Here is a 25,084-nt window from a genome sequence, read left to right as displayed (position 1 = left end):
CGAAACACCTCGCTTTAGATACATTCCATTTTAGCAAAAAAAGTCCGGCTCTCCTACTGGGAGCCGGGCTTTTTTTCGCTTATACGAGAGCTTTGAGGTCTTCCAATTGTCGGTGCAGGCGCTTGACCATCGCCTTGCGCAACAACGGGCCGAACAAAGCAAAAATCACAGACGTCGCCTTGCTGTCCGATCCGGCGTCGATGGTGTAGGTCATCGAGGTGCCCTCGGGAACTTCTTCGAGAAGAACTTCGCTCGCAAACGGGAACGGGCCGGACGTTGCTTTGATGCCGTAGCGATGCGGAGCTTCGAACTCCGTAATCACATAGTCGATCTCCGCCTGCCGCCCATTGAACGCATAGTGCGTGGCGAACGTCAGTCCCACCCCGAGCTCTGCATCCGATGTGCGGCGCGGGTTGGACACGCCGTCCACCCAGCGGTGCATGGTGTCCGGGTTCGAGACAAACGTGAACACCTCGTGAATCCCATGAGGCAAGATCTTGGTTGCGGTCGCCTTCAAGCAAATCCCCCTGTCCAAAAAACTCATGCCCTCATGGTATCATGACTTGTTAAAAAAGTGAATGCACAACTGACGAACCGCTACTCTCCGGTTGCCAGAAATGTCCAGATCATGGGATACTACCAAGTATAAGTCAAAGAAAGTCGGAGGACCCTTCATGCTCTCTCACAATACCCTCGCAAAACTCGACTCCATGGTCGAATCTCATATGCAAAAAAACCACATCACCGGCGCCGCCGTCGCTGTCGTCTCCGGGGATGAAATTCTCTACGCACGAGGCTACGGACAGGAAAGCATACTCGCGGATTCGCCGGCGGTGACGGCCGATACGCTTTTTCGAATTGCGTCGGTGACGAAGCCGTTGACGGGGACGATGATTCTGCAACTTGTCGAGCGAGGCGTGCTGGATTTGGACATGCCGATTCGCACCTACCTGCCGTGGTTGGAATTGAGTGAGCCCGGTGCCGCCGAACTCCTGACGTTGCGTTTGTTGCTCTCACATCGAAGCGGCTTCCCCACCGGAGGAGAACCGATGGGGTCGCGTGATCCCGAGGGTTTGGAGCGCTATGTGCGCGAGTATGTGCCGACGATTCCGCTGATGTCCGCTCCCGGTGTGGGGTATCATTACAGCAACCACAATTTGAATCTCGCGGGGTATGTCGCCGAAGCGGTGACGGGCACGCACTTTTCGAAGCTCATGCAGGAGTTGGTGTTTGAACCGCTTGAGATGACGAATACGACGTTTGATCCGTTGGTTGCGCTCTCCTCCCCCCTTGCGCGTCCGCATGTTCGCAAGGCGGATGGCACGTGGGAAGTGAGTCGGACTTTCTTGGAAGGAGTTGCGAATTATCCGGCGTGGTATTGCATGTCGAGCGCGAATGACTTGGCGAAGTTTGCTCGGTTTCATTTGCAGGGCGGGTCGATTCCGTCGCAGATGCAAGCACCGCAGACGCCGGGGTATCGGGTGAGCGACTTCGCTTGCGGGTTGACGTGGTTTCGAGATTCGAAGCGCGGCAAGGTGCGTTTTTACCATTTTGGGCAGTTTAGCAACCAGTATGAGTCGTTGCTTGTGTTTTCGCCGGAAGATCAGATTGGGTTGGTGGTGCTGGGGAACGGCGATCAGCTGTACGGGTTAGGGTTGGAGATGTTTGACGTGTTGCGGTTCGGGGAGGTTGTGCCGGAACCTGAGCCTGTTGTGGACGAGAGTGCCGCGAATTCTGCGGAGTGGCCGCACTATGTAGGCACGTACTTCTCCAACTTGCATGGACCCGTCGAAGTGCTGACCGAGGGCCACGACCTCCTCCTGAACATCCACGGGGAAAAAATGACGCTGTCCCCTCTCCGGGAACGCGTCTACTTCACCCAAAACGCCGACGGAGCTTTGTACTCGGTCGGGTTCCCTGTGGAAGATGAAAGTCCGGTTCGAGGCATTATTTTGAACGGGCATGTGCGCGGGCGACGAGAAATTCCGGTGTATGAAGCGAATCCGGCCGAGTGGGCGGACTGGATCGGAGTCTATGATGACACGGTGGAGCAGTACGAAGTCGATGTGCGAGACGGGAAGTTGAGTGTCGCCGATTCGGGGCGGGAGCATGAATTTGAGGCGCTGGCGAAGGATGTGTTTCTCTCGAAGACGCAAGGGTTGATTCGGTTTGCGTACTTTGGAGAGGAGAAGCAGCCGACGCTTGTGTTCCATGAAGCGTGGAGGTATCGAAAAGTACGATGAAACTGTTGATCCTAGGAGCCACGGGCCGCGTAGGACGCGAACTTGTAAGGCTTGCGTTGCAAGACGGGAACGAAGTAGTTGCATTGGTGAGAAGCGAGGAAAAAGCGGAGTGGTTGCGGGAACAAATGCAGCCCCGGCATTTCATAGAAGCAAGCGGGAGTGCTGAGGGTTTCGGAAGTGCTGAAGCTTTCGGGAGTGCTGAAGCTTTCGGGGGTACTGAAGCTTTCGGGGGTACTGAAGCTTTCGGAAGTGCTGAAGCTTTCGGAAGTGCTGAGTCTGTCGGAAGTGCCGAGTCTGTCGAAGTCGTGCGTGAGGTTTTGGGACTTGGCTTTGTAGTGGGAGATGCGCGGTCGCGCGAGGATGTTACTCGGGCGATGACTGGCGTGGACGCCGTGCTTTGCTCGTTGAATACAGACGGCGGGACGGTGCTCTCTGAGAGCATGGCTGTGATTTTGGATGTGATGCGGGAATTGCGTGTGAAGCGGATCGTGTCGGTGGGCACGGCGGGCATTTTGCAAGCTCGGTCGGAGCCGCACCTCCTCCGCTATCGTTCCAGCGAAACACGCCGCACTTCGACGGCGGCGGCAGAAGACCATGAACGTGCCTATCGTTTGCTTGCCTCGTCGGAGCCTGAACTTGCTTGGACGCTCGTGTGCCCCACGTATCTCCCCGAAGGCCCCGCCACCGGCACCTATCGTGTGGAACGGGATGCCCTCCCCGAAAGCGGCATGCGAATTACGACCGGAGATACCGCCGAATTCACATACCACCTCTTACAAAGCACCGACTTCCTGCGTTGCCGCGTGGGAATTGCCGAATAGCACCCCAAGAAAAGTTGCCCTCGTCCCGAGACGAAAGGCAACTTTTTTTCACATCTGCAAGTCATCGCGGTAGAGATCGACGTACAGCTTGTTCTGTGAAGTGAGGATGGCATACGCGACGTCCGCACTGTCCCGCGCCCCTTGGCGTTCAAGTTCTTGCAACAGCCACGCGAGGTTGAATCCCCAGCGCTCCAAGTTGTGTGTGAGCACTTCGCCGTCGACGATCAGTTCCACCGGATGACGCTGTTCGGGCAACCGGGGGTCTGGGGAGAGAAAGTCCCCCAGGGTCAACGGCAAGGCTTGCGGACGTAACAGAACGCTGAGTTTGCCATTGGTTTCGAGATAGGCTTGCTTGACGTCTTCGATGTTAAAAACACCTTGAATTCGCAGTTGCTGCATCAACAACTCCATCGTCATCCGCGACTTTCGCAGTTCCCGCTCCAGAATCTTGCCATCGTGGATGACTTCAAGCGGGAGACCGGAAAGCAGGCGACGAACGCGGCGAATCTTGAGTTGAAAAAAGGACATGATCAGGACGAGTCCGGTAAAAGACGAGATGGCGAGGATGAGGTCGGCGATGGTCAAGTTGTGGTCGAGCACAATCGCTCCCGTAAGCGCCCCGAGCGTGATGCTCGCCATAAAGTCGAGGTAGCTCAGACCTTGGAGCATTTTCTTGCCGAGCGTCCGCGTGGCAAGCAGGACCAAGAGAAACGCCAACGCCACTCGACTCAAGATATCCCACCAATCAAACTGCATCACGCTTCACCTCCTCACCCCAATCGTTTCCAATCGACTGCGGCTCTATGCGCAGAGGAGTACGAAAAAAAGAGCACCCACGTGGGAGTGCTCTTCTTCTATGAGAGTTAAGTAGGACTACGCGAATCTATTGTTTCGTTTAAGATGGTAATCCAGATTCACTGTGGTATAATTCTCGAAGTACAACTGGATAAGCACCCAAGGTAGGTCGGCTCACTCCCCGATAGAAAGGGGGTGAGCGGATGAAAAAATTCGAGTTTGTGAGCAAGATCAAAGCGTGGTTCTTTAACGTAGAGATTCTGGTTCGCGTGACGAGAAAAAAGTAGACCTCCCTTGTGCTTTCCTGGCCACGGGAGGTCTACATCTTGTTTGTAGCAACCTGTAAGAGCCGACGCCCTTGTGGGCATCCACTGTTGTGCCGACCGTAGATGTTGACGCATCTGCGGTCTTTTTTTATCTTATCACACAGCTGTAAAGATGTCACACCCCGGACGGGCGCTTTTTGCCTTCTTGGAGTTTCTCGATGGCTTGGGCGATTCGGCGGGTGCGGGTCTCTTCGCGCTTGGCGGACGTGATCCAAGTGACGTATTCTTTGCGGTGCGAGTACGCGAGGTTGTCGAACAAGTCCTTGGCCTGCGCACTCTCGTTCAGCGCCGCTTGAAAGTCTTCCGGCACTTCGACGGTGCGGTCGCCAACCGGTTTGTCCTTCACCGCTTGCTTCATCGCCGCCATGCGTTCCGCCCGGGTCTTGCCGTTGCGCATCGAGTTCGGATCGACCATCGTCTGCGGCCGGAATCGCATCGACGACCACGTCTCATCCACCGACACCAACGCCACTCCCTCATACTCCGCCTGATCCAACACGTCCCACCCCACATCGCGGGTGATGTCCGTTTTGATCTTGCCGCTTTTCTTCGGGTAGACGATCCAGAACATCGCGTTCGGCCCGTTCAGCGCTTGAATCGCGCGAGGAGCCCATTGCGCCAACTCGGCCACGCTTTTGACAAACACCTGCACAAACTCAAACGTCCCCGGCTCGTCCACATCTGTCCGCAGATCGTACCCGTCGAGATTCCCGAGCAAGTCCAGATATCCCTCCGGCGCATTCAACACGACAGCTTTGGCGTCCGGGCGCAGGCGGAGTTTTTTCACAGCAAGATCGGATGCCGCCATGAGAGAATTACTCCTGCAACGCCGCTTCCAGCGCCACTTCGATCATTTGGTTGAACGTCAATTGACGCTCTTCCGAAGAGGTCTCTTCGCCGGTGATCAAGTGGTCGCTGACGGTCATGACTGCCAGTGCGTTCACGTTGAACTTCGCAGCCAGCGAGTACAGAGCCGCCGTTTCCATCTCAACCGCCAGCACGCCGTACGACGCCAGCAACGGGACCAATTCCGCGCCACGGTCGTTGTAGAACGTGTCGCTCGTAAACACATTGCCCACGTGAACCGGCATGTTGCGCGAGACGGCGACGTCGTAGGCGTTTTTCAACAGCTTGAAGTTCGCAACCGGTGCGAAGTCGATGTTGCCGCCAAAACGGTGACGGTTGACCGCCGAATCGGTCGAAGCCGCTTGGGCGAGGATCAAGTCACGGACTTTGACGTCGTTTTTGTACGCGCCGCAGGTGCCCACGCGGATCAAGTTTTTGACGCCGTATTGCGAGATCAATTCATGCACGTAGATCGACATCGACGGGATGCCCATGCCGGTGCCTTGCACAGAGACGCGCTTTCCTTTATAAGTACCGGTGTAGCCGAGCATGCCACGAACGTTGTTGTAGACTTCTGCGCCTTCCAAGAACGTTTCGGCGATGTATTTCGCCCGCAACGGGTCGCCCGGCAGCAGGATCGTTTCTGCAATTTGGCCTTCGGTAGCTCCAATATGTACGCTCATTTACAAATTCCTCCTCTAGGTATCCATACGGAATTAGTATACCTCTTGAGTGGACTGCGCGATACCGCAATTTTTCGGACGACACTGAGAAAAAAGGCCTCTGCCACCTTGGCGGTTGCTTGTTGCATGGTGGTTCCATTCCCCGTTCGAGAAAATTTATTTATCATTTTCAGAAACACAGAAAAATATAATATAATTTGTTGAAGTATATATTTAATCATGGTATAGTTTATTTGTGAGATAACGTTTGTCAAAGGCTTTTGCCAAACGTCACTCACACGACTCCTTAGACATACATCCTAGTACATTTTATGTAAAGGAGGATGATTCTAATGGAAAACATGTTCGATCTCGACGTTCAAGTGACGACTGAGATGACGGCTTCTCGCTCCGCCGACCTTGCTGTGTCTTGGACCATTTTGGAAACCATGACTTGCCCGACACGGGACGACTGCGCGTAAGCTTGCATCGAAAGTAACGAGCCGTCATCATGCAGACAAAAGCCCTCGTGTCGTGAGACAACGAGGGCTTTCTTATATAAGCAGACTCGACTTAATTTTTTTCGTTTTCCAGAGGTACTTTGTCTTCACACGGAAGCCTCTGCCACCGAAGTGGCAAAGGCTTTTTCTTACGCTTGCGGTTGGCCTTGCTCGTTCTCTTGCTTGTAGCCGTCATACGCAACCAACACGACACCAAGCTCTGCTTCAAGTTGGTCGATCTTGCGGGCTTGCTCGGTGTTCAGGTTTGCCAGAGTGCCTTGATCCATGCGCTCACCCCCTGCTTGAAGTCTGTGCAGGTTGGAGGGCTTTCACTCACTTACGCGCGCGGGACGGCAATCGTCGTGAAGTCAAACTCGACCAGCGGGGTGCCGTCGATGAGTTTTTGGCGGTACTCTTCCGGTATGGTCTCGCCCGCTTGTTGCATGACGATATAGAGCAGCAGGTGACGCAGTCGGAGGAAGTCGGGGAACAGGGTCAGCCATTCCGGGTTGAATTCGCTCTCCTCTTGGTAGCCTGCGATAAAGTGCGTGAGGAACGCCTCGGTCGTCGCCGCGCGCGTCGGATAGGTTTCAGACGGGTATCGCATCGCGTAGAACAAAATAATTGCTACGTCGTTTGCAAACCAGTTGTATCCGCAGTCGTCAAAGTCGAACGCAACGATGGAGTCGTCCTCGGTGACGTGCAAATTGCCTTGGTGCAGGTCGGTATGGCAGAGACCGTAGGAAGTAGCGTCTTGGGGCAACTTATGGATGCGTTGCAGGAGTTCCTCACCGGCCGCGATGACTTCGGGGTCGTCGGCAAGGTATTTTCTGAGTTGAAGGCACTCTTCCTCGTACCACTCCTGACGCTTAAGTGCCGGGTCGCGGAGTTCGTAGGTTTGGGTGAGTTTGTGCATCCGGCCGATGACACGACCCCATTCGCGGAACAGATTGGGACCCCATTGTTCCTTGGGCACGCGGGTACCGGGTGCTTTTTCGTAGGCCATGGCGAGGAAGGAGTGGCCGTCGTTTTCCTCGATGACTTCGACGAGGTTGCCGTTGGTGGACGGGATGCAACGCGACGCAGAGACGCCGCCGTCGACGAGGTGGTTCAGCCATTCCAGTTCGCCGAGCAAATAGTTCACGCTGCGGCGGATGGTGTGCGTCACTTTTAAAATGTAGGCGTGGTTGTCACGGTGGAATTCATAGACGTTGCTCTCGAAGCCGCCGAGATTTTTCAACCCGTCAAGGGTGGTGCCGTAGCGGTTGGCTGCGTCTTGCAGGATGGTGTCGTTGAAACGTTCTTGGATGGCAGGGATCATAATTTGAAATTAAGCCTCCTGTCGTTTCCAGACCGACTTGGTGTAGGCAACCTGAAAACCTGCTCGTTGTAAATTGCGTTGCGATCCGCTGGCGAATTCGCATTGGGCGACGACGAGACGGGCATCGGCGGCGAGGGCGTCCACCATTCGCTGATGCAACATCGCCGTCTGGGCACCTCGGTTACGGTACTCCGGCACAGTCCCGGCGAGAGCGAATCCGGCGACACCGTCGACGATCTGCATGATGGTGAATCCGATCGGAGTCTCTCCTTGCCAGCAGAGGTAGAGGGTCCAGTGCGGGTCTTCGAGAAGCAGGAGATTGCTCTCCTTGCGCTCCGGGATGTCGTCGGGAATTTCCAGAGAGGAGGTAAAAATTCGGCCGTACAGCTCGACTTCTTCCTTTTGAACACGGCGAACTTCAAGTCCGTCGACTGGGTGGACGTGGGAGAGGTCCGGAACTCCATACATCGCGGTATGGAAGCCGGTTTGGAGGAATCCCCGCTGGGTGAGCGCTTGCAGCAGTTCCGTAGACATGCGTTGCGGCGCGATGTCGATCATGAATTCACGGTTGGCGCTTGCGAAAAAGGCGAAGATCTCATCGAGATGTTCGATCTCCTCATGCCCGATGCCGTACACCCGATTGAAATCGATCACCGGAAACTTATGCGCCAACATCGCCGTCGCCCGCCCAAACTGGCGAATCTCCACGCCGTAGGGGTTGCCTTGATGACGACCTATGTACTCCATCCGACCCTTCATCACGTCGCAGTCCGATTTTTCAATCAGGTCTGCCAGTTCTGACGTGAGCAGCGGGATTGTTTGTTTGTTCATCTCTACTACCTCCGAATTCTTCATCTTGTCACAAGAGTACGACAGAGTTCCAATTTTTGCAAGATTTTGTGCTTGACCCTTCCCCAACGTCACCCTTTATCCTGTAGGTAGAAAAGGAGTGAGGCCTTCATGACGGCGCCACTTTATCAAACCGGCGAACTTGCCAAAAAAGCTTCGATCTCCATCCGCACCTTGCGTTATTACGACCAGACGGGGCTGCTCTCTCCTTCTCAACATAGCGAGTCGGGGTATCGGCTCTATACCGAAGAGGACCTGCACCGTTTGCAATACATCCTCGCGTTGAAATACCTCGGCTTCTCGCTCGAAGAGATCAAAGCCTGTCTCCAAACCAGCCCGCAGGACCTCTCGGAGCGATTGGCCCAACAGCGGGCGATGCTTTTGGACAAGCGGGCGGAACTCGACTTGATCTTGCGCGCCGTCGAAGCCAGTCAGCGTCTCTTGCAACAAAACCCGGACGACCCGGAAGCGCTCTCCTCGATCCTGCACGTCTACCAAGCCGAACACAAACCAGAATGGGTTCGCCAACACCTCACCCCCGCCCAACGCTTGAAGATGCGCGACCTCTATGAATCGTCCTACTCCGAAGAAGCGCGGCACAAACTGCAAACCAAGGTCTGGACAGACGAAACCCGCCGTCTCCACCACGAGCAGTACGACGAATTCCGCACCAAGCTCCAAACCCTCACGGCACAACAAGCAGACCCCGCCTCTGCAGAATCACAACACATGGCGCACCTGCTCACCGAAATCAACGCCCGCGTCTCCCAAGGCGACCCCGCGATCCTCGAAGGCATGAAAAAATCCTGGACCTCCTACAACGCCCTGCCCGAACAGGAACGGCCCCCCGCCTACCACTTCACAGACGAAGAACGCGACTTCCTCAAAAAAGCCATGACCCACTTCCACACCGCTCGTGCCACGCAACAACCTCCCAACTAAAAAAGGCACCTCCCGCCCTGACGCGTGAGGTGCCCCTTTTTCCCTTTTGCCATAACTCTCTACTTCTGTCGCAAATACTTCTTGTCCCGCATAAACATCCGCCAAAACAACCAAAACCCCGGCGTCAAGATCGCGAATCCGACGAGATAGGAAGCAAACAACGCATGAAACGTGCTCTCATCCGTGAACCCCGACTCGATCGTCACCGTCGGATACACGATATACGGCAAGTGCGCCATGCCGTACCCCGTCGCCGCCAGCAGGTATTGGAAAATCGTCGCCACCACCGCCAGCCGTGGACGTCCATTGGCGGGCATGCCCGCTTTTTTCGGTGCGAACAGCGCCAGGTACCCCAGCAGATACAAAACACCCGACCCGAGAATCCAACCCTTGTGCGCCGAGAGATTCTCATACATCCACGGCGCGTCTCCCCGCATCGTCACCAACACGGAAATCGCCGCCAGAAACGCAAACGGCGCCATCCAAATCGCGTCTTTGCGGTACACCTTGTACGCCCGCCAATCCTCCGACACATGCGAGTAATCCGCCAGCAACAACGAAGACAGAAACAGCGTGGACAACCCGGCAAACGCCAGATACGCATACGTGCTCGGAGAACTCAGCAACGCCCCCCACAACAAATGCTCCGTCCCGCCGCTGACTCCGATCACATCGCCGTACGTAATCGGCAACACCAAAATCAACAGCATCGGCAAAAAAATCCCCGTCGCCCCCGAGATCACGCTGAGCGTCCGCGCATACCTCTTCTCCGCAGCATGCGAGAAAACCAAAAACGCACTTCGTACCGTCAACAGCAACAGCCCAATCGAAAACGGCAAAAGCAAAACGGTCCCAAGCGTCCCCGTCGCGCCGGGAAAGAAACTGACCATCCCGACAACGACCAAGACGATAAACACATTGGTCACTTCCCACGACGGCGAGAGATAGCGATTGGCAATCGTCGTCATGTTGTTTTCCTTCCTATAGAGATACATCAGCGCCCAGAATCCCGCCCCGAAGTCGATGGAAGCGGCCATCGCGTAGATGAAGACGAACAGCCAGAGCAAACTCACGGCAATCAGTTCATCAGACATGCATCCCGTCCTCCTCTGTCAGCAAGTCGTCCCCGAGCGGATGGCGTTTGAAGTAGGCACGCAGCACCACGACGACCACGACCGCCAGCATCAGATAGACGCCCGTGAACAGCAAGAACAGCGTCCCCAGATTCCCCGTATGCGTGGCAGCTTCCGAAGTCCGCATCACCCGATACAGAATCCAAGGCTGACGACCCGTGCAGGAAAAAATCCACCCAAACTCAATCCCAAGCATCGACAACGGCCCCGAGACAAAAAAGCTCCAGATCATCCAGCGCGGAAACGTCTGCCGCTTGAGCAATCGATGCCACGCAAACCCGACGATCGACATCAGCAACAACAACATCCCCACGCCGACCATTGCGTTGAATAACGTGTGGATGAACAGCGGCGGCCAATCCTCCTCCGGCCACTCGTTCAAGCCCTTGACCTCCGTGTCAAAGCGATTGTCTGCCAAGAAACTCAACGCCCACGGAATCTCGATCCCGTACTTGACCTCGTGCGTTTTTTTATCGGTGAACCCGCCGATCGTCAGCGGCGCATACGTCGTCGTCTCGAAAAGCCCCTCTGCCGCCGCCAACTTCTCCGGCTGCTCGCGATACAAGTGCTGCGCCGACGCATGCCCGTTCAACCCCGTCAACGCGGAAAAAATCCCGCCGACGATCAGGCCGCAGAGCAACGCCTTGCGATGGAACACGTACTCTTTTTGCGGCAACCCGCGACGAAGCATTTTGTAGGCGGCCATCGAAGCGACCACGAACGCCCCCGTCATGTACGCGGACACGGTGACATGCGTCGCCGAAACGGCAAAGCTCGGGTTGAAAAACGCTTCCCACGGATGAATGTCCACCAGCTCCCCGTTCACGATCTTAAACCCGGTGGGCGTTCCCTCAAACGCATGCACGTTGGTGATCAAGATCGCGGACATCACCGCACCGAACGCCACCAACACCACGCTCAGAATCCGCATCCCCCGCGACAGACGGTCGGCGGCGTACACATAGATCGACATGAACAACGCTTCCAGCAAAAAAGCGAAGATCTCAATCTGAAACGGCAACGCAATGACTTTGCCGACCACCTTCATAAACTCCGGCCACAGCAACGACAATTGCACGCCCGCAATCGTGCCGGACGGAATCGCCACGCCGAGCAACACCGCAAATCCGCGAGTCCAGCGCTTCGCCATCAACGCATAATCGCCGTCCCCCGTTAACTGGTACAACACTTCCACGATCAAGATCATCAGCGGCAGTCCGACCCCGATCGTCGCGAAGATAATATGAAAGGCCATCGTCGTGCCGAACAACGACCGCGCCAAAAGCACTTGATCCATCCTCAACACCCCCTCCATTTTCTCCCTGTTACCTTCCCCTTCCATCCAGAATTTGAAACAAAAAAAGCAACGAGGCACGCATCGGCGTACTCGTTGCTCTTTTTTTCAGGAAGCATGTGGGCTCTTGGCCGTCCGCACAATCTCACCGGACTCGGCAAACCGTCCGTACTGCTTGACGATCTGGGCTGCCTCCTCGATGTGCGGAATTTGCCCGAGGGCTTTGTACGTCAGAACATACGAGTGAACACGACCCCCGTAGAAGACCCAGTGAAAAAACTTCAACGCCTTGCCGTGCGCGCCGGAATTGCGAAACTCCGTCATCTCGCGTCCGTTTTTCCAGACGGACATCGTCTGCGCCCAGCCCTCTTGGACATTCGCCGCCACTTCGGCAAAAATCACCGTGTCCCGCTTGACCATCTGTCGCATGATCGTCTCGTTCAACACCGCCGCGACCAACAACCGAAACAGACTCAAGCGCTCCGAGCGCGTAATCGTGACCACCGAATCCGGGCCGAGTTGGGATCGGTCTCGTTCGCCGTAGGTCACGACCTGACCGGGATGTCGCACCCACTTTCTCCCGCTCATGAGAACACCCTCCTCAACAGTTTGAATATCATTTATTTTATCACGAAATTAGTAAAAAATCCCTACTTATTTAGTGAACTTGGTCGCGTTTCGTTTACTGACAGGGAAATGTCACGGTGACACGAGTTCCCTGACCTTGTTCACTGAAGATTTCGATGTTTCCTTGGTGGTCGGCGACGATCTTGTAGGAAACCATCATCCCGAGACCTGTGCCCTTTTCCTTTGTGGTGTAGAACGGCTCTCCCAGTTTGGCGAGACGGTCGGGAGAGATGCCGCAGCCGTTGTCGGTGATGTGGATGGAGAGGGCGTCTTGCCGTTCGGACGGTTGCACGCCGATGTGCAGGACGGCGTCCGGTGCATGGGTCATCGCTTCGATGGCGTTTTTGAAAATGTTGATGAACAACTGCTTCAGTTGGTTCTCCTTGCCGAGGATGCGCGGCAGATTGGGCGAGAGGTCGGTGACGATCCGCACGTTGTTCAGCGTCGCTTGCGATTCGATCAGCACGACGACATTCTGCAAGAGCTGACTCAAGTCACAGGGGGCGAACCGCACGGCTTGCGGTTTGGCGAGCACGAGGAATTCCGAGATGATCAGCTCAATGCGATCCAACTCCGACTTCATGATTTCCAAGTAGCGGGAGTTGATCACTCCCTCCTGCATCAACTGCACGAATCCGGTAATCGACGCCAAGGGGTTGCGGATTTCGTGTGCCACTCCGGCGGCGAGTTGACCGACGAGAGCGAGTTTGTCCTTTTTTTGCAGCAGCTCTTCGGATTGTTGGCGTTCGGCGATTGCTTGTGACTCCAATTGCTCCATGCGCATGAGATTGGCCAGCGCCGTTGCCGTCACATCGGCGAGCGATTGCGCGAGATGGGTCGAGCCTTGCAACGTGAATTGGGCTTCCTCGTACTCGCACACCGCAAAAGCCCCCAAGAAATCTCCGGTCGCAATCAACGGCAGCAGGAGCGTTCCGCGCTCCCCACCGGGGTCGCCGAGGAACACCGGATGTTTGACGTCGTCGAGAATCAATTGTTGGAGCTCCTCAATCGGGCAACACGTTTTGAGGGACCGAAATTTTTTTTGTGAAGGGTTGTACAATTGCAGACCGATTTTCTCCATGCCGAGAGCTTCGCGCAAGAAGCGGACGCTCGTCTCGACCACTTCGTCAAAGGAGGAGCAGTACGACAGCGAGCGGGTGGCGTCGAGCAGGAGTTCCTTTTCGAACAAGAGCGCTTGCTGGGAGGAGATGAGCTTGGCGTTGTGCAACGCGACGGCGGCCATGTTGGCGAACGTTTCGACCAGTTGAATGTCAGACTCCGTTAAGTGAAGCTTGGCTCCGACATTTTGCATGAACATCAGCCCGTAGACCTCGTCTTCGTAGACGATCGGCAGGCCGAGGACCGAATCGATGTCGAGCCTTTTGACTTTATCCGGGTCGAGTCGCCGGTCATCGAGAGCGTTGGACACATAGATGCCCCTCTTGCTTTCGATGATTTCCCGGACGAATTGGTCCTTCTCCGGATCCACGATGAGCGTTACCAGAGAAACGCCGTTGACGACTTCCGGTTTCCCGCAGACACAGGAGTAGCGGCCATTCGACTGGGGCAAATAGATTCCGACGACATCGACCCGCACGATTTCCGCTTGAATCGCGGTCGCCACATGATCCAACAGCGCCATGACATCCTGATTCTTGTGGATCAGCTCTGTCAACTTCACCAGTCTGCCAATTCGACTCTGTTGATCCATGAGGAGACCTCCTTTTTTCTATCTGACAGGAAATTTTTTCAAAACTGTCGAACTACACAACAACAGAATTTCGAGGGGGCAGCACCATTGAAGCGAGAACTGACTTTTTTGCACACCAACGACATCCATTCCTCATTCACCCAAGAGCTCAAACTGGCAAGCCTGCTTCGCCAAAAACGTGCCGACCTGCGCGCGCAGGGTCGACCCGTCCTCGTCGTGGACGGCGGCGACCACCTCGACATGGCGGTCATGGAGTGTTTGTTCACGAACGGCCAACTCAACCTCGACCTCCACGATGCGCTCGGCTATGACGCGGCGGCGGTTGGCAACAACGAAGGATTGCGGTTCTCGCTGGAACGAATCCGCGAAATGAGCCACGCAACCCGTGTCCCGTGGCTGTTGGCAAATGTCCGCGAGTCGGACGGTTCCCTGATCGGCGGCATGAGGGATGCGCTTCTGCTGGACGCATCAGGAATCCAAGTCGGGCTGATCGGCATCACCGACCAATTCGGCACCATCTACGAAGACCTGATGCCCCTCAAAAACGTGGACACGATCACCACCGTCCAATCTCTCGCCGAGAACCTGCGGTCCCGAGGCGCCGATCTGATCGTCGTGCTGTCGCACGCCGGGTTGCCACAAGACATCGAGCTCGCCCAAAGCGTAACGGGTGACATCGACCTGATCATCGGCGGACATTCGCACGATGCGCTCCACGAGCCGCAACACCACGCCGGCATCTGGGTCGTGCAAACGGGCTCGCACGCTCGTTTTCTCGGTGAACTTCACCTCGAACTCGATTTGACCCAACCAACGGGTCAAAAAATCACCCGTGCCACCGGCACCCTGCATCCCATCGAAGAAGACATGACCCCCGACGAAGAATTGAACGCCATCTACCAAGCGGCTCAAACCCAAGTCCAACAAAAAATGTCCGAAGTCCTCTGTGTTCTCGACAACCCGCTCGAACACGTTGAGCTCGTCCAACGAATCGCCAAGGCGATGAGGACCTTTTACCAAGCGGAACTGGGCATGATGTTCGGGGCTGTTGCCATCGAAGGATTCCCTGCGGGTCCGATCCAAGTGGGAGACATCTACCGAAACCTGATGAGTTTGGTCAATGTGGCCCATTTCGAATTCCAAGGCAAGCAATTGCTCGGCTTGCTCCACGAACGCAACAACCCCGACTACTACGCACATCCCAAATACGGCAACGGCATTCGCCCCAAGGGGTTGCCGATTGGCAAACTCCAATTCGACGGCCTCACCTGGACGGAACTCGACGGAACGATTTCCAACGTCCAAGTCAACGGTGAGCCGCTCGACCTCGACCGCTGGTACACCGTCGGCGGAGGCGAGCACCTCGGCTACGTCGAGACCCTTCTCTATCCGTCCCTTGCAGGGGCAAAAATTCTACACGTCGACGACTACTACTACGTCAAAGACGCCTTCGTCGAATACCTTCGCCACCAAAAAAACACTTCACTGGAGGTCCAAACATGACCCAACAAAAACTCAAAGGCAGACTCGCCATCATCACCGGAGCCAGCCGCCAAGTCGGCATCGGCGCTGCGACCGCAAGGGCCTTGGCGGCCCTTGGGGCCGATATCCTCATCGTCTATTGGAGCCAATATGACGAGCTCTCCCCAGCCAACCTCAGAGAACTGGAACCGATCCAACTCCAACAAGAACTGCAAGCGATGGGCGTCACCTGCGAGCGACTTGAAGTCGATCTCGCCCACCCCACCGCCTACAAACAAGTCCTAGACGCCGCCAGCCAACTGGGCAAACCGCAAATTCTCATCAACAACGCCTGCTACTCCACCAACGACGGCCTCGAGTCCCTCGACGCGGACATCCTCGACCGCCACTACGAAATCAACGTGCGGGCGACCACTCTGCTTACCGCAGAGTTTGCTCGCCGATTCGACCTCCCGGAGGGAGGGCGAGTGATCTCCCTCACCTCCGGCCAATCTCTCGGCCCCATGTATACCGAAATCGCGTATGCGATAACGAAGGGCACGATCGAAACGCTCACGACGACGCTTGCGCCGCCGCTTGCCCAAAAGGGAATCACCATCAACGCCGTCAACCCCGGTCCTACCGACACGGGCTGGATGACACCCGACCTCGAAAAAGCGTTACTCCCGCAATTCCCGTTCAACCGAATCGGCAAACCCGAAGACGCCGCGCGCCTGATCGCCTTCCTCGCCACCGACGAAGCCGCCTGGATCACCGGCCAAATCATCCACTCCGAAGGCGGTTTTCAACGCTAAAAGCCCCCGCCTAGCGGGGCTTTTTTTCACTCAAAAGATTTGCTTTTCCCATCGTCGGGCACATGGCGATGCAACCGGAGGGCGGGCGTGTTGTTCGGGGAGCGAGTTTCCCCTGGAGTCCTCGAAGGGGTTGTTTGAGCGGAGGAACAACATGCCCGCCCGGAGGTTGGCACCACCCAGCCCCCACACTACCTCTTCCCAAACGCCAATACCCCCAACAACAACCCCCCAAACGCTAAAAACGTAAAGTCCCCAAACGCCACCGCCTGATACCCCATATAACAAACCACCCCCACCAAACACCCCCCAAACCCAACCTCCCTCCCAATCCCGATCCACCGCCTCCTCCCCAAAACCTCGCCGGACACCTTATGCCCCCGCTCCGTAAAAAACCGAATCCTCTTCAACGCCTCCTCATAATTCCGCTTAAACCCCTCTGCATCAAACCTCCCCGACTCCACCTGCCCCGACGAAAAATCGATCTCCGCAATCCCCTGCAAGCATTCCTCAAGAACACCCTTCTCCCCCACCCCCGGGATTCGCAACCGAGACTCCCGCTCCACCCCCGGCATCCCCATAAACGACCGAATCAAATCAAACCGAAGAGCAGCAATCGTATGCTCCCGAATCTCCCCACCTTCACCGACCGTCACAAAAGGCAACTTCAACCGCCGCCCCGTCGGATTCGTCAACGCCAAAAGCAGAGGTCCTTGCCACTCCGCATCCAACGCCATCGAAAAATGCCCAAACCCCACCGCCGTCACACTCGCCTTCGACATCAGCGTCCCGGCGATATAGCGAGGAATCCGCACAGCCTCGCGAGTCAAAACCAATACCGTATCCTGCGCCTCCACCCAACAAAACTTCTCCCGCCCTTCATGAACCACCGGCACCAGCAACCTTGAGTTCAGCGAATAAACAAACTCCGAGGGTGTCAAATCATATCCCGCCGGAGTCAACTTTCCCTCCTCAAACGGCCAGATCACAACCTCCCCGCTCGTCAGCCCTTCCCGAATCTCCGTCTCCGTCAACACGCCCATCACAGGTTGAACTTCCTCTGCGCTCACACGGATCACCTCTTTACCATACGGTGTAGCCATAAGCACGCAGAAAAAAACGGACCCGCGCATCGCGGCTCCGTTTTCTTTTTTATGCGATTTCTTACCAGTGCCCGTTGGTGGACGGAACTGCCCAGCCTTGCGGGTAGATCAGGTAGGTGGTGCCGTTGGAATTGCCGAGCCAGCATTGTTCAAATTGCAGACGATTGTACGTGATGCCGACTTTGTCATCAGACGCTGCGGCCGGGTCGTTCGTCAGGACATTCCCCGCTGCATCGAACCCACGAACCACCAAAAGATGCCCGGCCGAGCTCGGAATCGGGGAGTTATCCAACTGGCCTTTTTTATAAGCGATGGAGACGATGACAGGCACGCCTGCATTCGTCCACTGCTCAATTTCTGCCAGCGAACTCATCCGTGCCACTTTCCCGACCAGTCCGAACGAAGACGCGTAGTTCGTGTTGAACGGCCAGTTGCCGCCGCCGTTGTACGTGTAATCCCAAACCCCGTTCACAACCGTCGGCACGGTCTGGTTCCAAGCCGCGTTGCCCGTCAGATTCGACCAATACGCCATCACCATCGACGTCGAAGTCGGAGAGCACCACACTTCGCCGCCGTTCGGGAAGACCATCTGCGAGCGTTTGGGCACCGCCAAGTCGCTGACGAGGCCGGTACTCGGGACTGCTCCCGCCGTATCTGTACCGTTTGCAAACGTAATGCCCAAGTCGCGAACAGACGGCGTTGCAGTCGGATCAGTTGTGAACAGCGTGACGCGGGCACGCACAGCGGTGGCCGCTTTTTTCAGAGAGAGGGTGTCGGTGTAGACCGTGCCGACCGTATCGCCTTGGCCGTTGACCGAATGGCGTTTGAACGGTTGACTGCCTTCCAGCCAGACCCCCATGCTGTACCATTTCGACCAGACGCCGTCCACTTCAGCGCTCAGTTCCACTTCGGTCCACGTGCCCGGAGCGGTGTTCGCTTGAATCGAAGCAATCGCTTCTTTGAAATTGACCGGAATCACGTCGGACGTGTACTGCCCGTATTGGTACGCGCCGCCGTTGTAGCGACCGAGCGTGTCGGTGCCGGAGAGCAGGGCGCTGGTATCGAGCGTGAGTCCATTTGCTGAAACTGTCACTCCCGCGTGTGTGCCGCCGGAGAAGTCGGAGATTTCACGAAATGTTTTGGTGTCAACGCTGGTTGCCTTCATAGGAACAGATCCTTTCGAATTCACAGAGGCTCCTGCGAGAGTAGACGGGCCGAGAAGTCCGATGACCCCCATGCCCACAAGAGATGTGACCAAGATGCGACGCCATGCCTGTTTTTGATTCATTTGCTGTACCTCCCTTTCTCTTTCATATAATTATCATGTTATATGAAAATTAAGAAAAGTACAACGCCTCTCGCCTGCATGCAGGGAGAGGCGGTTTTTTTACGCGCTGGTGGTCTTGATGGCTTGCTTGCGATTCGTCCACGAGGTCGTCGCGAGGATGAGCAGCACCAGCACGACTTGTGCCGCAATGGTTTCCCATGTCGGGTAGAAGCCGATCCACTCCAACGTCGGGAACCCGCTGAGGGTGTGAACGGAGAACCAATCCTGAATCTGCAGGACGTGAACACTCTGCCCGAGGAACTTGAAGGCGATGTAGTAGATCAAGAGACTTGCCACGCTGAAGAACGGCTTCATCGGGATGCGCACGCTGAACTTGAGGATCGCAAACCCGATCAACAAGAGAACGGCCAGCGACACGCCGATTCCGAGGAGCAGTTGGGATTTGTCGATGGCAGATGCCATGCCGAGGTAGAAAATGATCGTCTCCGCCCCTTCACGCGCAATCGCGAGGAAGGAGATCAACGCCAGCGACCAGAGGCTGCCCGAAGCAAGAGCGGAGTCCATCTGCTTGGAGATGTATTGGTTCCACGCCTTGCCGCTGGACTTGCTGTGCAACCAGACCCCGACGGTGAACATCATCACGACGGCGATCAGGCCGGTTACGCCCTCGATGATCTCGCGGTTGCCTCCCGCCGCAACGGTGGAGAAGAACACAGACATGACGATGGCAAATGCCACCGAAACTCCGAAGCCTGCTCCTACGCCGGTCCAGACCCAGACTTGCTTCTTGCGGTTGCCGGTGCGTTGCAAGAACGCAAGCAGAGCGGCGACGACGAGCAAGGCTTCCAAGCCTTCACGAAACAGCATCAGACCTGCGTCCCACGCGGTGTAACGGGTTTGATCTGCGAAGGGTTGCAGTTGATCGATCATCGACGTGAGGACGTTCTGCGCCGCCTTGGTGTTCGGCGGAGTGGCGGCGAGGTCTTGCAGCGCCTCTGCCATTTTCGTCTCCGTCTCGCTGTACGCTTGTGCCGAGCGTGTAGAGACTTGACCTTCAACGGACGGCCAGAGTTCGACGAAGAGCTGAACGAGATCGCCCGCTTGCTTGCCGTCCCCGGACTCGATGTTCTCACGGGCGTCGGTCAGGAACTTAATCGCATCGGAGAGCGTCTTGCCTTCTGCACTCGCTGCGGAGGCGGACGTGTCTTTTTTGCCGCTCATGAAGTCGTTCGACGTTGCGATCAACTTCTGCAAAGCGTTCTCCGCTTTCGTGACGTCGATCGTCTCTGCGTTGAGCGCGACGTGGACGGCGGTCTGCTGGGTTTCGAACTTCGAGTACGCCGCGAAGTCTTCGTTGCGCACGTAGGACTCGGCTTTTTTCCAGCCGGTTTCGAAGAGTCGGTATTGGCTCTTCGCTTTTGCCAGATCCCCTTGTTGCAGAGAGGTCAGCGATTGCTGGACAAAGTCGGTCAGTTTTTTCAGATCCTGTTTGCCGTCGGCGTTGTCCGTCTTGTCGGACGCAAGCGCGTCGGTCGCTTTGACCAAGTTCGCGAGGGCTGTGTTGACAGCGGTTGGATCGGGAGACGCACCTTGGGCGGCTTTTTTCGCCGCGGCGAGAGCGTCGTTGAGTTGCTGACGGCTGGCTTCCGGGTGTTGGGCGGAGAGGCCGGACCACGTCGTCTCAAACTGTTGCAGGTCGGAGTTGACGGCTTGCCAGTTCCCGGCTTTCGCTTGCGTCAGCGCATTGCCGACGAGCGGCAAGAGCGGATCGGCGGCATGAGCTCCCGTGGTGAAGCAAAGCAGCAGCACCAACAGGACGCTCAGTACACGAGTTGTGAATTTGGCCACACGTACCCCTCCTAGAACAGTTGTTGTCCGATAAAACCGCCCGGCGCGGCGCCCGGCAAACAAGCAAACACCGCACTGCCCACATGCACGATGTATTCATTCAAGCGATCGCTCTTCGACAGACGCGTCTGCATCGGCACGAACTGCTTCAACGGATCGCGGTTAAAACAGACAAAAAACAACCCGGTGTCGAGTTGGCCCGTTTTGGAATCAATGCCGTTGGTGTACGAGTACGAACGGCGCAAGATGCGCACTTTGCCGTCGCCGTGTGCAAGTGCCACGTGCGAGTCGACCGGAATCAACGGTTTGCCGCTCGCGTCTTTTTTCTCCAAATCGAGTTTCTCAAACTCGTCGGTGCCGCCGATCGGAGCGCCGGAATTGCGGGAGCGGCCGAACGTGGCCTCTTGGTCCTTCAACGTGGAGCGGTCCCACTCTTCGATGCGCATGCGAATGCGGCGGACGATCATGTAGGTACCGTTGGTCATCCAAGCCTTGCTTTCGGACGGTTGCACCCAGACGACGTCGTTCATCGCGTTTGCGTCGGTGACGTCCGGGTTGCCGGTGCCGTCTTTGAAGCCCATGAGGTTGCGCGCCGTGCCCGGTTGGGCGGCCGCTTTCTCCGTGCGTTGGAACCCGGCTTGACTCCAACGAATGACTGCGGTGCCGCGGGCGATGCGAGCGAGGTTGCGAATCGCATGGAACGCCACTTGCGGATCGTTCGCACAGACTTGCACCCCGATGTCTCCCCCGCTCCATTCCTCTTGCAGTTCATCTGCGGAGAACGCCGGCAAGTCGGCCAATTGCGACGGGCGTTTCGAAGCGAGTCCGAAGCGGTCGGAACCGTCCTTGGTGAAAAGCGTCGGTCCGACGCCGAACGTCAGCGTGAGTTTCGAAGGAGTCAAGCCAATCGCTTCTCCCGTATCGGTCGGCGGCAAGTGTTGGTTGTTCGTTTCGTCGCCTGCCGTTTCGCCCTGGGTCATGCGGGCTGCGGCGGCTGTCCATTTTTCGAAGAGTCCGCGCACGTCCGATTGTTTTTTGCCGATGATGTCAAAAGCGGCGAAGTAGATGAAGTCTTGCTGCGGGGTGATGATGCCCTGTTGGTACGTTCCGTAAAAAGGCAAGATGTCAGCGTTCGGTTGAGCCGTAGCCGCTTTGGAACCCTTGGCCGAAACCACTCCGGTCCCAAAAAGCGTGCCGACGCCGCCCGCTCCAAGGAGCAGACCGGCGCCGCCGACCCCTGCCATCTTCAACAATTGACGACGGGAAAGGGTTTGGTCGTTTTTCGTTTCCATTATTTAGACGCTCCCAGGACCGTGCCCATTTGCGAAAGCGGTTCTGCCAACGCGTCGACCGCTTGGCTGAGTTCCTTGGTTTGGTCTTTGCTCAGTTCGGTGTAGAGCGTGTAGCCGTTGTCTTTTTTGTACTTCGCAAGCAGGGTGTTCAGGTCGTTGAAACGCTGACCGATCGTGTCGGTGAGTTCTGCGTTGTGCGACTTGAGCGCCGGTTGGAGCAGGGTGAAGATTTTGTCAGCGCCTTCGACATTGCCCGCGAAGTCGTAGAGGTCGGTGTGGGAGTAGCGTTCTTCCTCGCCGGTGACTTTGGTGGCCGAAACTTCGTTGAGCAGTTCAACCGGGCCGGTCACGAACAGAGCCGCTTCAATGTCGACCGTTTCGACTTTTGCACGCAGCAGTTGGACGTTGGCGAGCAGTTCGTCTGCCGTTTTCTCTTCGCCCTTGGTGGTGTTGCTTTCCCAGAGGGTTTTTTCGATTTTGTGGAAGCCTTTGAAATCGGACGGGTCTACGTCGTTCTCACGAGCGTCGATGTCCGGGTCGAGGTTGTCGAACGCTTCGGCGATCGGTTCGATGCGCTCGTAGTATTGGCGAGTCGGCGCGTAGAGCTGCTTCGCTTTTTCCACGTCTCCCGCTTTGACCGCTTCTGCGAACTTCGTGGTGGAGGAAACGAGACCGTCCGCTTGTTCAATGACGAAGGTGCGGTATTGCGCGATCGGCTCTTTGAGATCGAGTGCTTGGGTTTGCGCTTGCGGAGTTTCTTTCTTATCTGTAGTCGGAGCTGCGGCGTCTTGGGACGACGAGCAGCCGACGAGTGCGAGTGAACTAAGTACAGCAAGGCCGATCAGAGCCTTGGTCATTTTTTTCATCTTATTCATAACGAGGAATCCCCCTCAGCATTTGGTAATGATAATCGTTATCACTTACATGCCCAAATGTACCAGTTCCTTCGCGTTCCGTCAAGTTTAGATTTTTGAGAATTCCGTATTGACAACTAAAATTCCGAGGAGGTATGCTTGCACCGTTGTCGTTGATAATGATTATCACTATCATATACAAGGAGTGTGTTGGGCTGTGCGGAAGTGGATGTTGAAGTTGCATCTGTGGTTGAGTTTGGGGGTTGGTTTGTTTTTCGTGATGATTTGTTTGACCGGTTCGATCTTGGTTTTGAAAGAAGATATCCAGAAGTGGGTGGACCCGGAGTTGTATGCAACGACGCCGGGCCGGGTGCCGGTTGAGACGGTGCTTGCGACTGTAACGAAGGTGTACCCGGATGCGCATGTCGATTCGGTGGAGTCGCCGGAGAAGGCAGACGGGCGGTACCATGTTCGCCTCTCGAAGAAAAGCGGCGGGTCGCAAGAACTCTACCTCGATCCGGGCACGGGGAATGTGCTGGGGCAATCGGGGGCCGGGGCGACGTTCATCTCGTGGGTGTTGAAGATTCATCGCTACCTGCTGCTTGGGGATTTGTTCGGGAAACAGACGGCGCAGGTCGTCAATGCGGTGATGGGGATTGCGCTGACGCTCGTGCTGGGAACGGGCGCCTATCTCTGGTGGCCGGGGCTTCGCAAGTTCGCGCTCGGCTTCCGCATCGTGCGCAACAAAGGAAAACTGATGTTCCAGCGCGACCTGCACAAGTCGCTCGGGATTCTATCGGTTCCGCTCTTGCTGGTGTTGACGCTTACGGGAACGGCGATGACGCTCGACAAGTATGTGTTCGGTTGGTTTGGGAGCCCGACGCAGGAAGTTGTGCCGAAGTCTGTGACACAAGTGAAGCCGGAGGGCTCTCCCCTGCCGGTCGATTCCCTGCTGCAAAACGTACAGTCGAAGTATCCGGATGCGCAGTGGTTGAACGTGAAACTCCCCGCAGACGGGAAGCAAGCGGTGACGGTGAGTTTGGAGCAAGGCTACAACCCCGCGGACATCGGCAACGCGACGGCGTACGTGAATCCGTACACGGGGCAAGTTCTGCACAAGACGAACCCGCAAGCGGGCATCACGCTCTATCAACGTTGGAAGCGCGGTCTGCACTTCGCGTCGTGGGGCGGTCTGTTCTCGAAGTTGCTGTATGTGCTAATCGGGGTGTTGCCGCTGTTCTTCATGGTAACGGGTCTTGCCATCTGGAGAATCAAAGTCAGTCTCAAAAGCAAGCGCAAACGCAAGTTGGTTGTGGTGCCGACGTAGAGTTATCATGTATACTGGCATTGACACTATAAACTAGACTTTCAGGAGGTTTTTCTCAATGAAGTTGGTACCGTACCTGACTTTCGGTGGCGCAGCAGAAGAAGCAATGAACTTTTACGCAGATGTCGTGCAAGGCGAGATCATTCAACTGGACCGTTACAACAGCGCTCCGGGCATGCAAATCCCGGAAGGCTTTGAAGAGAAAGTATTGCACGGTCGTGTGAAATTCGGCGACAACTTCCTCTACTTCTCCGATACGGATCGTCCGATCGCCAGCGGAGATTCCGTGAGCCTCGCGATTGAGTTTAGCTCCGACGAGCAAATCAATCACGCGTTTGAGAAGCTCTCCCAAGGCGGCAACGTACAAATCGCCCTCGCGCAAATGTTCTGGGGCGGGAAATACGCAAAGCTCACCGACAAGTTCGGAACCCATTGGGATTTGAACCACTTCAATAAGACCGAGTAGATCGGTACGAAAAAAGAGACATCCCCCTGCGCGGGAGATGTCTCTTTTTCATTTCTACTATTAAATCTCGATCTTCTGCACGTTCGACTCGACGATGCGGGCCGAGAGTTTCTCGACGGCGAGACCTTGGGGGAATCCGAAGATTCCTTTTTCGATCACGAGGTCCATGACGGCGTGGATTTCGGTGGTGGTGATGTCCGGTTTCGGTTCCGGGATGACGAGTTTGACTTTTTTCTTGAGGCTGGTGGTGAAGTAGAGTTCGAGATCGCGTTTTTCCATGGGGGAGTTCCTCCTAGTGGGTGTTTTTTTATTAGATGCGGGTCAGGTCTTCACGGCTGAGGCGTTGGATGTGGTGGAGCTTGTAGGAACTGAGGCTGGCGAGTGCTTCGCCGACGGCGTACACATCGTCTTGCGTGGCGGTCGGCAACACGCGGGAGTAGGTTTTGTCCTTGAACTGCGGTGCGCCTTTCTCATCGAATCCGGTTTGCAGACGAAGCGCCATGCTCGTCCAGCCTTGGTTTGTGTTGATCATTGTGGTATCCCTCCAGAGTTGTTTTGGCCTT

The 25,084-nt window shown here is 56.1% G+C and carries 26 protein-coding genes; 8 read left to right on the top strand and 18 right to left on the bottom strand.

Annotated features, from left to right (window positions below; all coding sequences use genetic code 11):
• Positions 1–79: 79 nt before the first annotated feature.
• A complete protein-coding gene (locus JJB07_RS01000; RefSeq protein WP_201630379.1) occupies positions 80–517 on the bottom strand; it encodes an SRPBCC family protein in 438 nt (145 codons plus the stop codon).
• A 157-nt stretch (positions 518–674) separates the two neighbouring features.
• Between JJB07_RS01000 and JJB07_RS00995 the strand changes: the two genes are divergently transcribed.
• The gene (locus JJB07_RS00995; protein WP_201630378.1) at positions 675–2,243 is read left to right on the top strand and encodes a serine hydrolase domain-containing protein; all 1,569 of its coding nucleotides are present in this window, start codon (positions 675–677) and stop codon (positions 2,241–2,243) included.
• Positions 2,240–3,064 carry an NAD(P)H-binding protein gene (locus JJB07_RS00990; protein WP_201630376.1) on the top strand — a complete coding sequence of 275 codons (825 nt, stop codon included), beginning with the start codon at positions 2,240–2,242 and terminating at the stop codon, positions 3,062–3,064. The genes JJB07_RS00995 and JJB07_RS00990 overlap by 4 nt, the downstream gene beginning before the upstream one ends.
• A gap of 48 nt (positions 3,065–3,112) precedes the next feature.
• Here the strand turns inward: JJB07_RS00990 and JJB07_RS00985 are convergent, their stop codons facing one another.
• The 3 genes from JJB07_RS00985 to deoD form a co-directional block, all read right to left on the bottom strand.
• Complete coding sequence (locus JJB07_RS00985) at positions 3,113–3,820, bottom strand: YetF domain-containing protein (protein WP_201630374.1); 708 nt, start codon at positions 3,818–3,820, stop codon at positions 3,113–3,115.
• 480 nt (positions 3,821–4,300) lie between these two features.
• Complete coding sequence (locus tag JJB07_RS00980; RefSeq protein WP_201630372.1) at positions 4,301–4,993, bottom strand: YdeI/OmpD-associated family protein; 693 nt, start codon at positions 4,991–4,993, stop codon at positions 4,301–4,303.
• 7 nt (positions 4,994–5,000) lie between these two features.
• Entirely contained in the window at positions 5,001–5,714 is a 714-nt protein-coding gene (gene deoD / locus JJB07_RS00975; RefSeq protein ID WP_201630370.1) for a purine-nucleoside phosphorylase, read from the bottom strand.
• 332 nt (positions 5,715–6,046) lie between these two features.
• On the opposite strand from deoD, the gene JJB07_RS00970 reads away from it, so the two are divergent.
• The gene (locus JJB07_RS00970; RefSeq protein ID WP_201630368.1) at positions 6,047–6,175 is read left to right on the top strand and encodes an FDLD family class I lanthipeptide; all 129 of its coding nucleotides are present in this window, start codon (positions 6,047–6,049) and stop codon (positions 6,173–6,175) included.
• A gap of 167 nt (positions 6,176–6,342) precedes the next feature.
• On the opposite strand, the gene JJB07_RS00965 is transcribed toward JJB07_RS00970, so the two are convergent.
• Genes JJB07_RS00965 through JJB07_RS00955 form a run of 3 tightly spaced genes read right to left on the bottom strand, consistent with a single transcriptional unit; the run spans position 6,343 to position 8,345 of the window.
• Positions 6,343–6,480: a hypothetical protein gene (locus JJB07_RS00965; protein ID WP_201630367.1), complete on the bottom strand. Its 138-nt coding sequence runs from the start codon at positions 6,478–6,480 to the stop codon at positions 6,343–6,345.
• A gap of 50 nt (positions 6,481–6,530) precedes the next feature.
• Complete coding sequence (locus tag JJB07_RS00960; RefSeq protein ID WP_201630366.1) at positions 6,531–7,514, bottom strand: phosphotransferase enzyme family protein; 984 nt, start codon at positions 7,512–7,514, stop codon at positions 6,531–6,533.
• A 9-nt stretch (positions 7,515–7,523) separates the two neighbouring features.
• Positions 7,524–8,345 (bottom strand): GNAT family N-acetyltransferase, encoded by an 822-nt coding sequence (locus JJB07_RS00955; RefSeq protein WP_201630365.1) that lies wholly within the window; start codon positions 8,343–8,345, stop codon positions 7,524–7,526.
• 129 nt (positions 8,346–8,474) lie between these two features.
• On the opposite strand from JJB07_RS00955, the gene JJB07_RS00950 reads away from it, so the two are divergent.
• Entirely contained in the window at positions 8,475–9,305 is an 831-nt protein-coding gene (locus JJB07_RS00950) for a MerR family transcriptional regulator (RefSeq protein WP_201630364.1), read from the top strand.
• A 59-nt stretch (positions 9,306–9,364) separates the two neighbouring features.
• Here the strand turns inward: JJB07_RS00950 and JJB07_RS00945 are convergent, their stop codons facing one another.
• The 4 genes from JJB07_RS00945 to JJB07_RS00930 form a co-directional block, all read right to left on the bottom strand.
• On the bottom strand, positions 9,365–10,399 hold the full coding sequence (locus JJB07_RS00945; protein WP_201630363.1) for a cytochrome d ubiquinol oxidase subunit II: 1,035 nt from the start codon (positions 10,397–10,399) through the stop codon (positions 9,365–9,367).
• Positions 10,392–11,735: a cytochrome ubiquinol oxidase subunit I gene (locus tag JJB07_RS00940; RefSeq protein ID WP_201630362.1), complete on the bottom strand. Its 1,344-nt coding sequence runs from the start codon at positions 11,733–11,735 to the stop codon at positions 10,392–10,394. The genes JJB07_RS00945 and JJB07_RS00940 overlap by 8 nt, the downstream gene beginning before the upstream one ends.
• Positions 11,736–11,840: 105 nt before the next feature.
• A complete protein-coding gene (locus tag JJB07_RS00935) occupies positions 11,841–12,320 on the bottom strand; it encodes a DUF3291 domain-containing protein (protein WP_201630361.1) in 480 nt (159 codons plus the stop codon).
• A 94-nt stretch (positions 12,321–12,414) separates the two neighbouring features.
• A complete protein-coding gene (locus tag JJB07_RS00930) occupies positions 12,415–14,070 on the bottom strand; it encodes a GAF domain-containing sensor histidine kinase (RefSeq protein ID WP_201630359.1) in 1,656 nt (551 codons plus the stop codon).
• A gap of 87 nt (positions 14,071–14,157) precedes the next feature.
• On the opposite strand from JJB07_RS00930, the gene JJB07_RS00925 reads away from it, so the two are divergent.
• Both JJB07_RS00925 and JJB07_RS00920 read left to right on the top strand, forming a co-directional pair.
• On the top strand, positions 14,158–15,573 hold the full coding sequence (locus JJB07_RS00925; RefSeq protein WP_201630357.1) for a bifunctional metallophosphatase/5'-nucleotidase: 1,416 nt from the start codon (positions 14,158–14,160) through the stop codon (positions 15,571–15,573).
• Entirely contained in the window at positions 15,570–16,346 is a 777-nt protein-coding gene (locus tag JJB07_RS00920) for an SDR family oxidoreductase (RefSeq protein WP_201630355.1), read from the top strand. The genes JJB07_RS00925 and JJB07_RS00920 overlap by 4 nt, the downstream gene beginning before the upstream one ends.
• A 188-nt stretch (positions 16,347–16,534) precedes the next feature.
• On the opposite strand, the gene JJB07_RS00915 is transcribed toward JJB07_RS00920, so the two are convergent.
• From JJB07_RS00915 to efeO, 5 genes are all read right to left on the bottom strand, one after another.
• Entirely contained in the window at positions 16,535–17,413 is an 879-nt protein-coding gene (locus JJB07_RS00915) for a dCTP deaminase domain-containing protein (protein WP_201630353.1), read from the bottom strand.
• A 94-nt stretch (positions 17,414–17,507) separates the two neighbouring features.
• Positions 17,508–18,734, bottom strand: coding sequence for a C39 family peptidase (locus JJB07_RS00910; protein WP_201630352.1), 1,227 nt, complete (start codon positions 18,732–18,734; stop codon positions 17,508–17,510).
• A 99-nt stretch (positions 18,735–18,833) separates the two neighbouring features.
• Positions 18,834–20,582 (bottom strand): FTR1 family protein, encoded by a 1,749-nt coding sequence (locus JJB07_RS24335; protein ID WP_201630351.1) that lies wholly within the window; start codon positions 20,580–20,582, stop codon positions 18,834–18,836.
• 11 nt (positions 20,583–20,593) lie between these two features.
• Positions 20,594–21,874 carry an iron uptake transporter deferrochelatase/peroxidase subunit gene (efeB, locus tag JJB07_RS00900; RefSeq protein WP_201630350.1) on the bottom strand — a complete coding sequence of 427 codons (1,281 nt, stop codon included), beginning with the start codon at positions 21,872–21,874 and terminating at the stop codon, positions 20,594–20,596.
• Entirely contained in the window at positions 21,874–22,740 is an 867-nt protein-coding gene (gene efeO, locus JJB07_RS00895; RefSeq protein WP_201632621.1) for an iron uptake system protein EfeO, read from the bottom strand. The genes efeB and efeO overlap by 1 nt, the downstream gene beginning before the upstream one ends.
• Positions 22,741–22,945: 205 nt before the next feature.
• Here efeO and JJB07_RS00890 point away from each other — a divergent pair, with 205 nt between their 5' ends.
• Positions 22,946–24,055, top strand: a complete 1,110-nt coding sequence (locus JJB07_RS00890) for a PepSY domain-containing protein (protein ID WP_201630349.1) — start codon at positions 22,946–22,948, stop codon at positions 24,053–24,055.
• 58 nt (positions 24,056–24,113) lie between these two features.
• Positions 24,114–24,521: a VOC family protein gene (locus JJB07_RS00885; protein ID WP_201630348.1), complete on the top strand. Its 408-nt coding sequence runs from the start codon at positions 24,114–24,116 to the stop codon at positions 24,519–24,521.
• 60 nt (positions 24,522–24,581) lie between these two features.
• Here JJB07_RS00885 and JJB07_RS00880 read toward each other — a convergent pair whose 3' ends face one another.
• Entirely contained in the window at positions 24,582–24,800 is a 219-nt protein-coding gene (locus JJB07_RS00880) for a DUF2922 domain-containing protein (RefSeq protein WP_201630347.1), read from the bottom strand.
• 31 nt (positions 24,801–24,831) lie between these two features.
• Positions 24,832–25,053 (bottom strand): DUF1659 domain-containing protein, encoded by a 222-nt coding sequence (locus tag JJB07_RS00875; RefSeq protein WP_201630346.1) that lies wholly within the window; start codon positions 25,051–25,053, stop codon positions 24,832–24,834.
• Positions 25,054–25,084: the final 31 nt, after the last annotated feature.

The organism is Tumebacillus amylolyticus, from assembly GCF_016722965.1.
Lineage (GTDB): Bacteria > Bacillota > Bacilli > Tumebacillales > Tumebacillaceae > Tumebacillus > Tumebacillus amylolyticus.
Note: the sequence above shows the minus strand (reverse complement) of the source record. Positions and strands in the feature narration are given on the sequence as shown.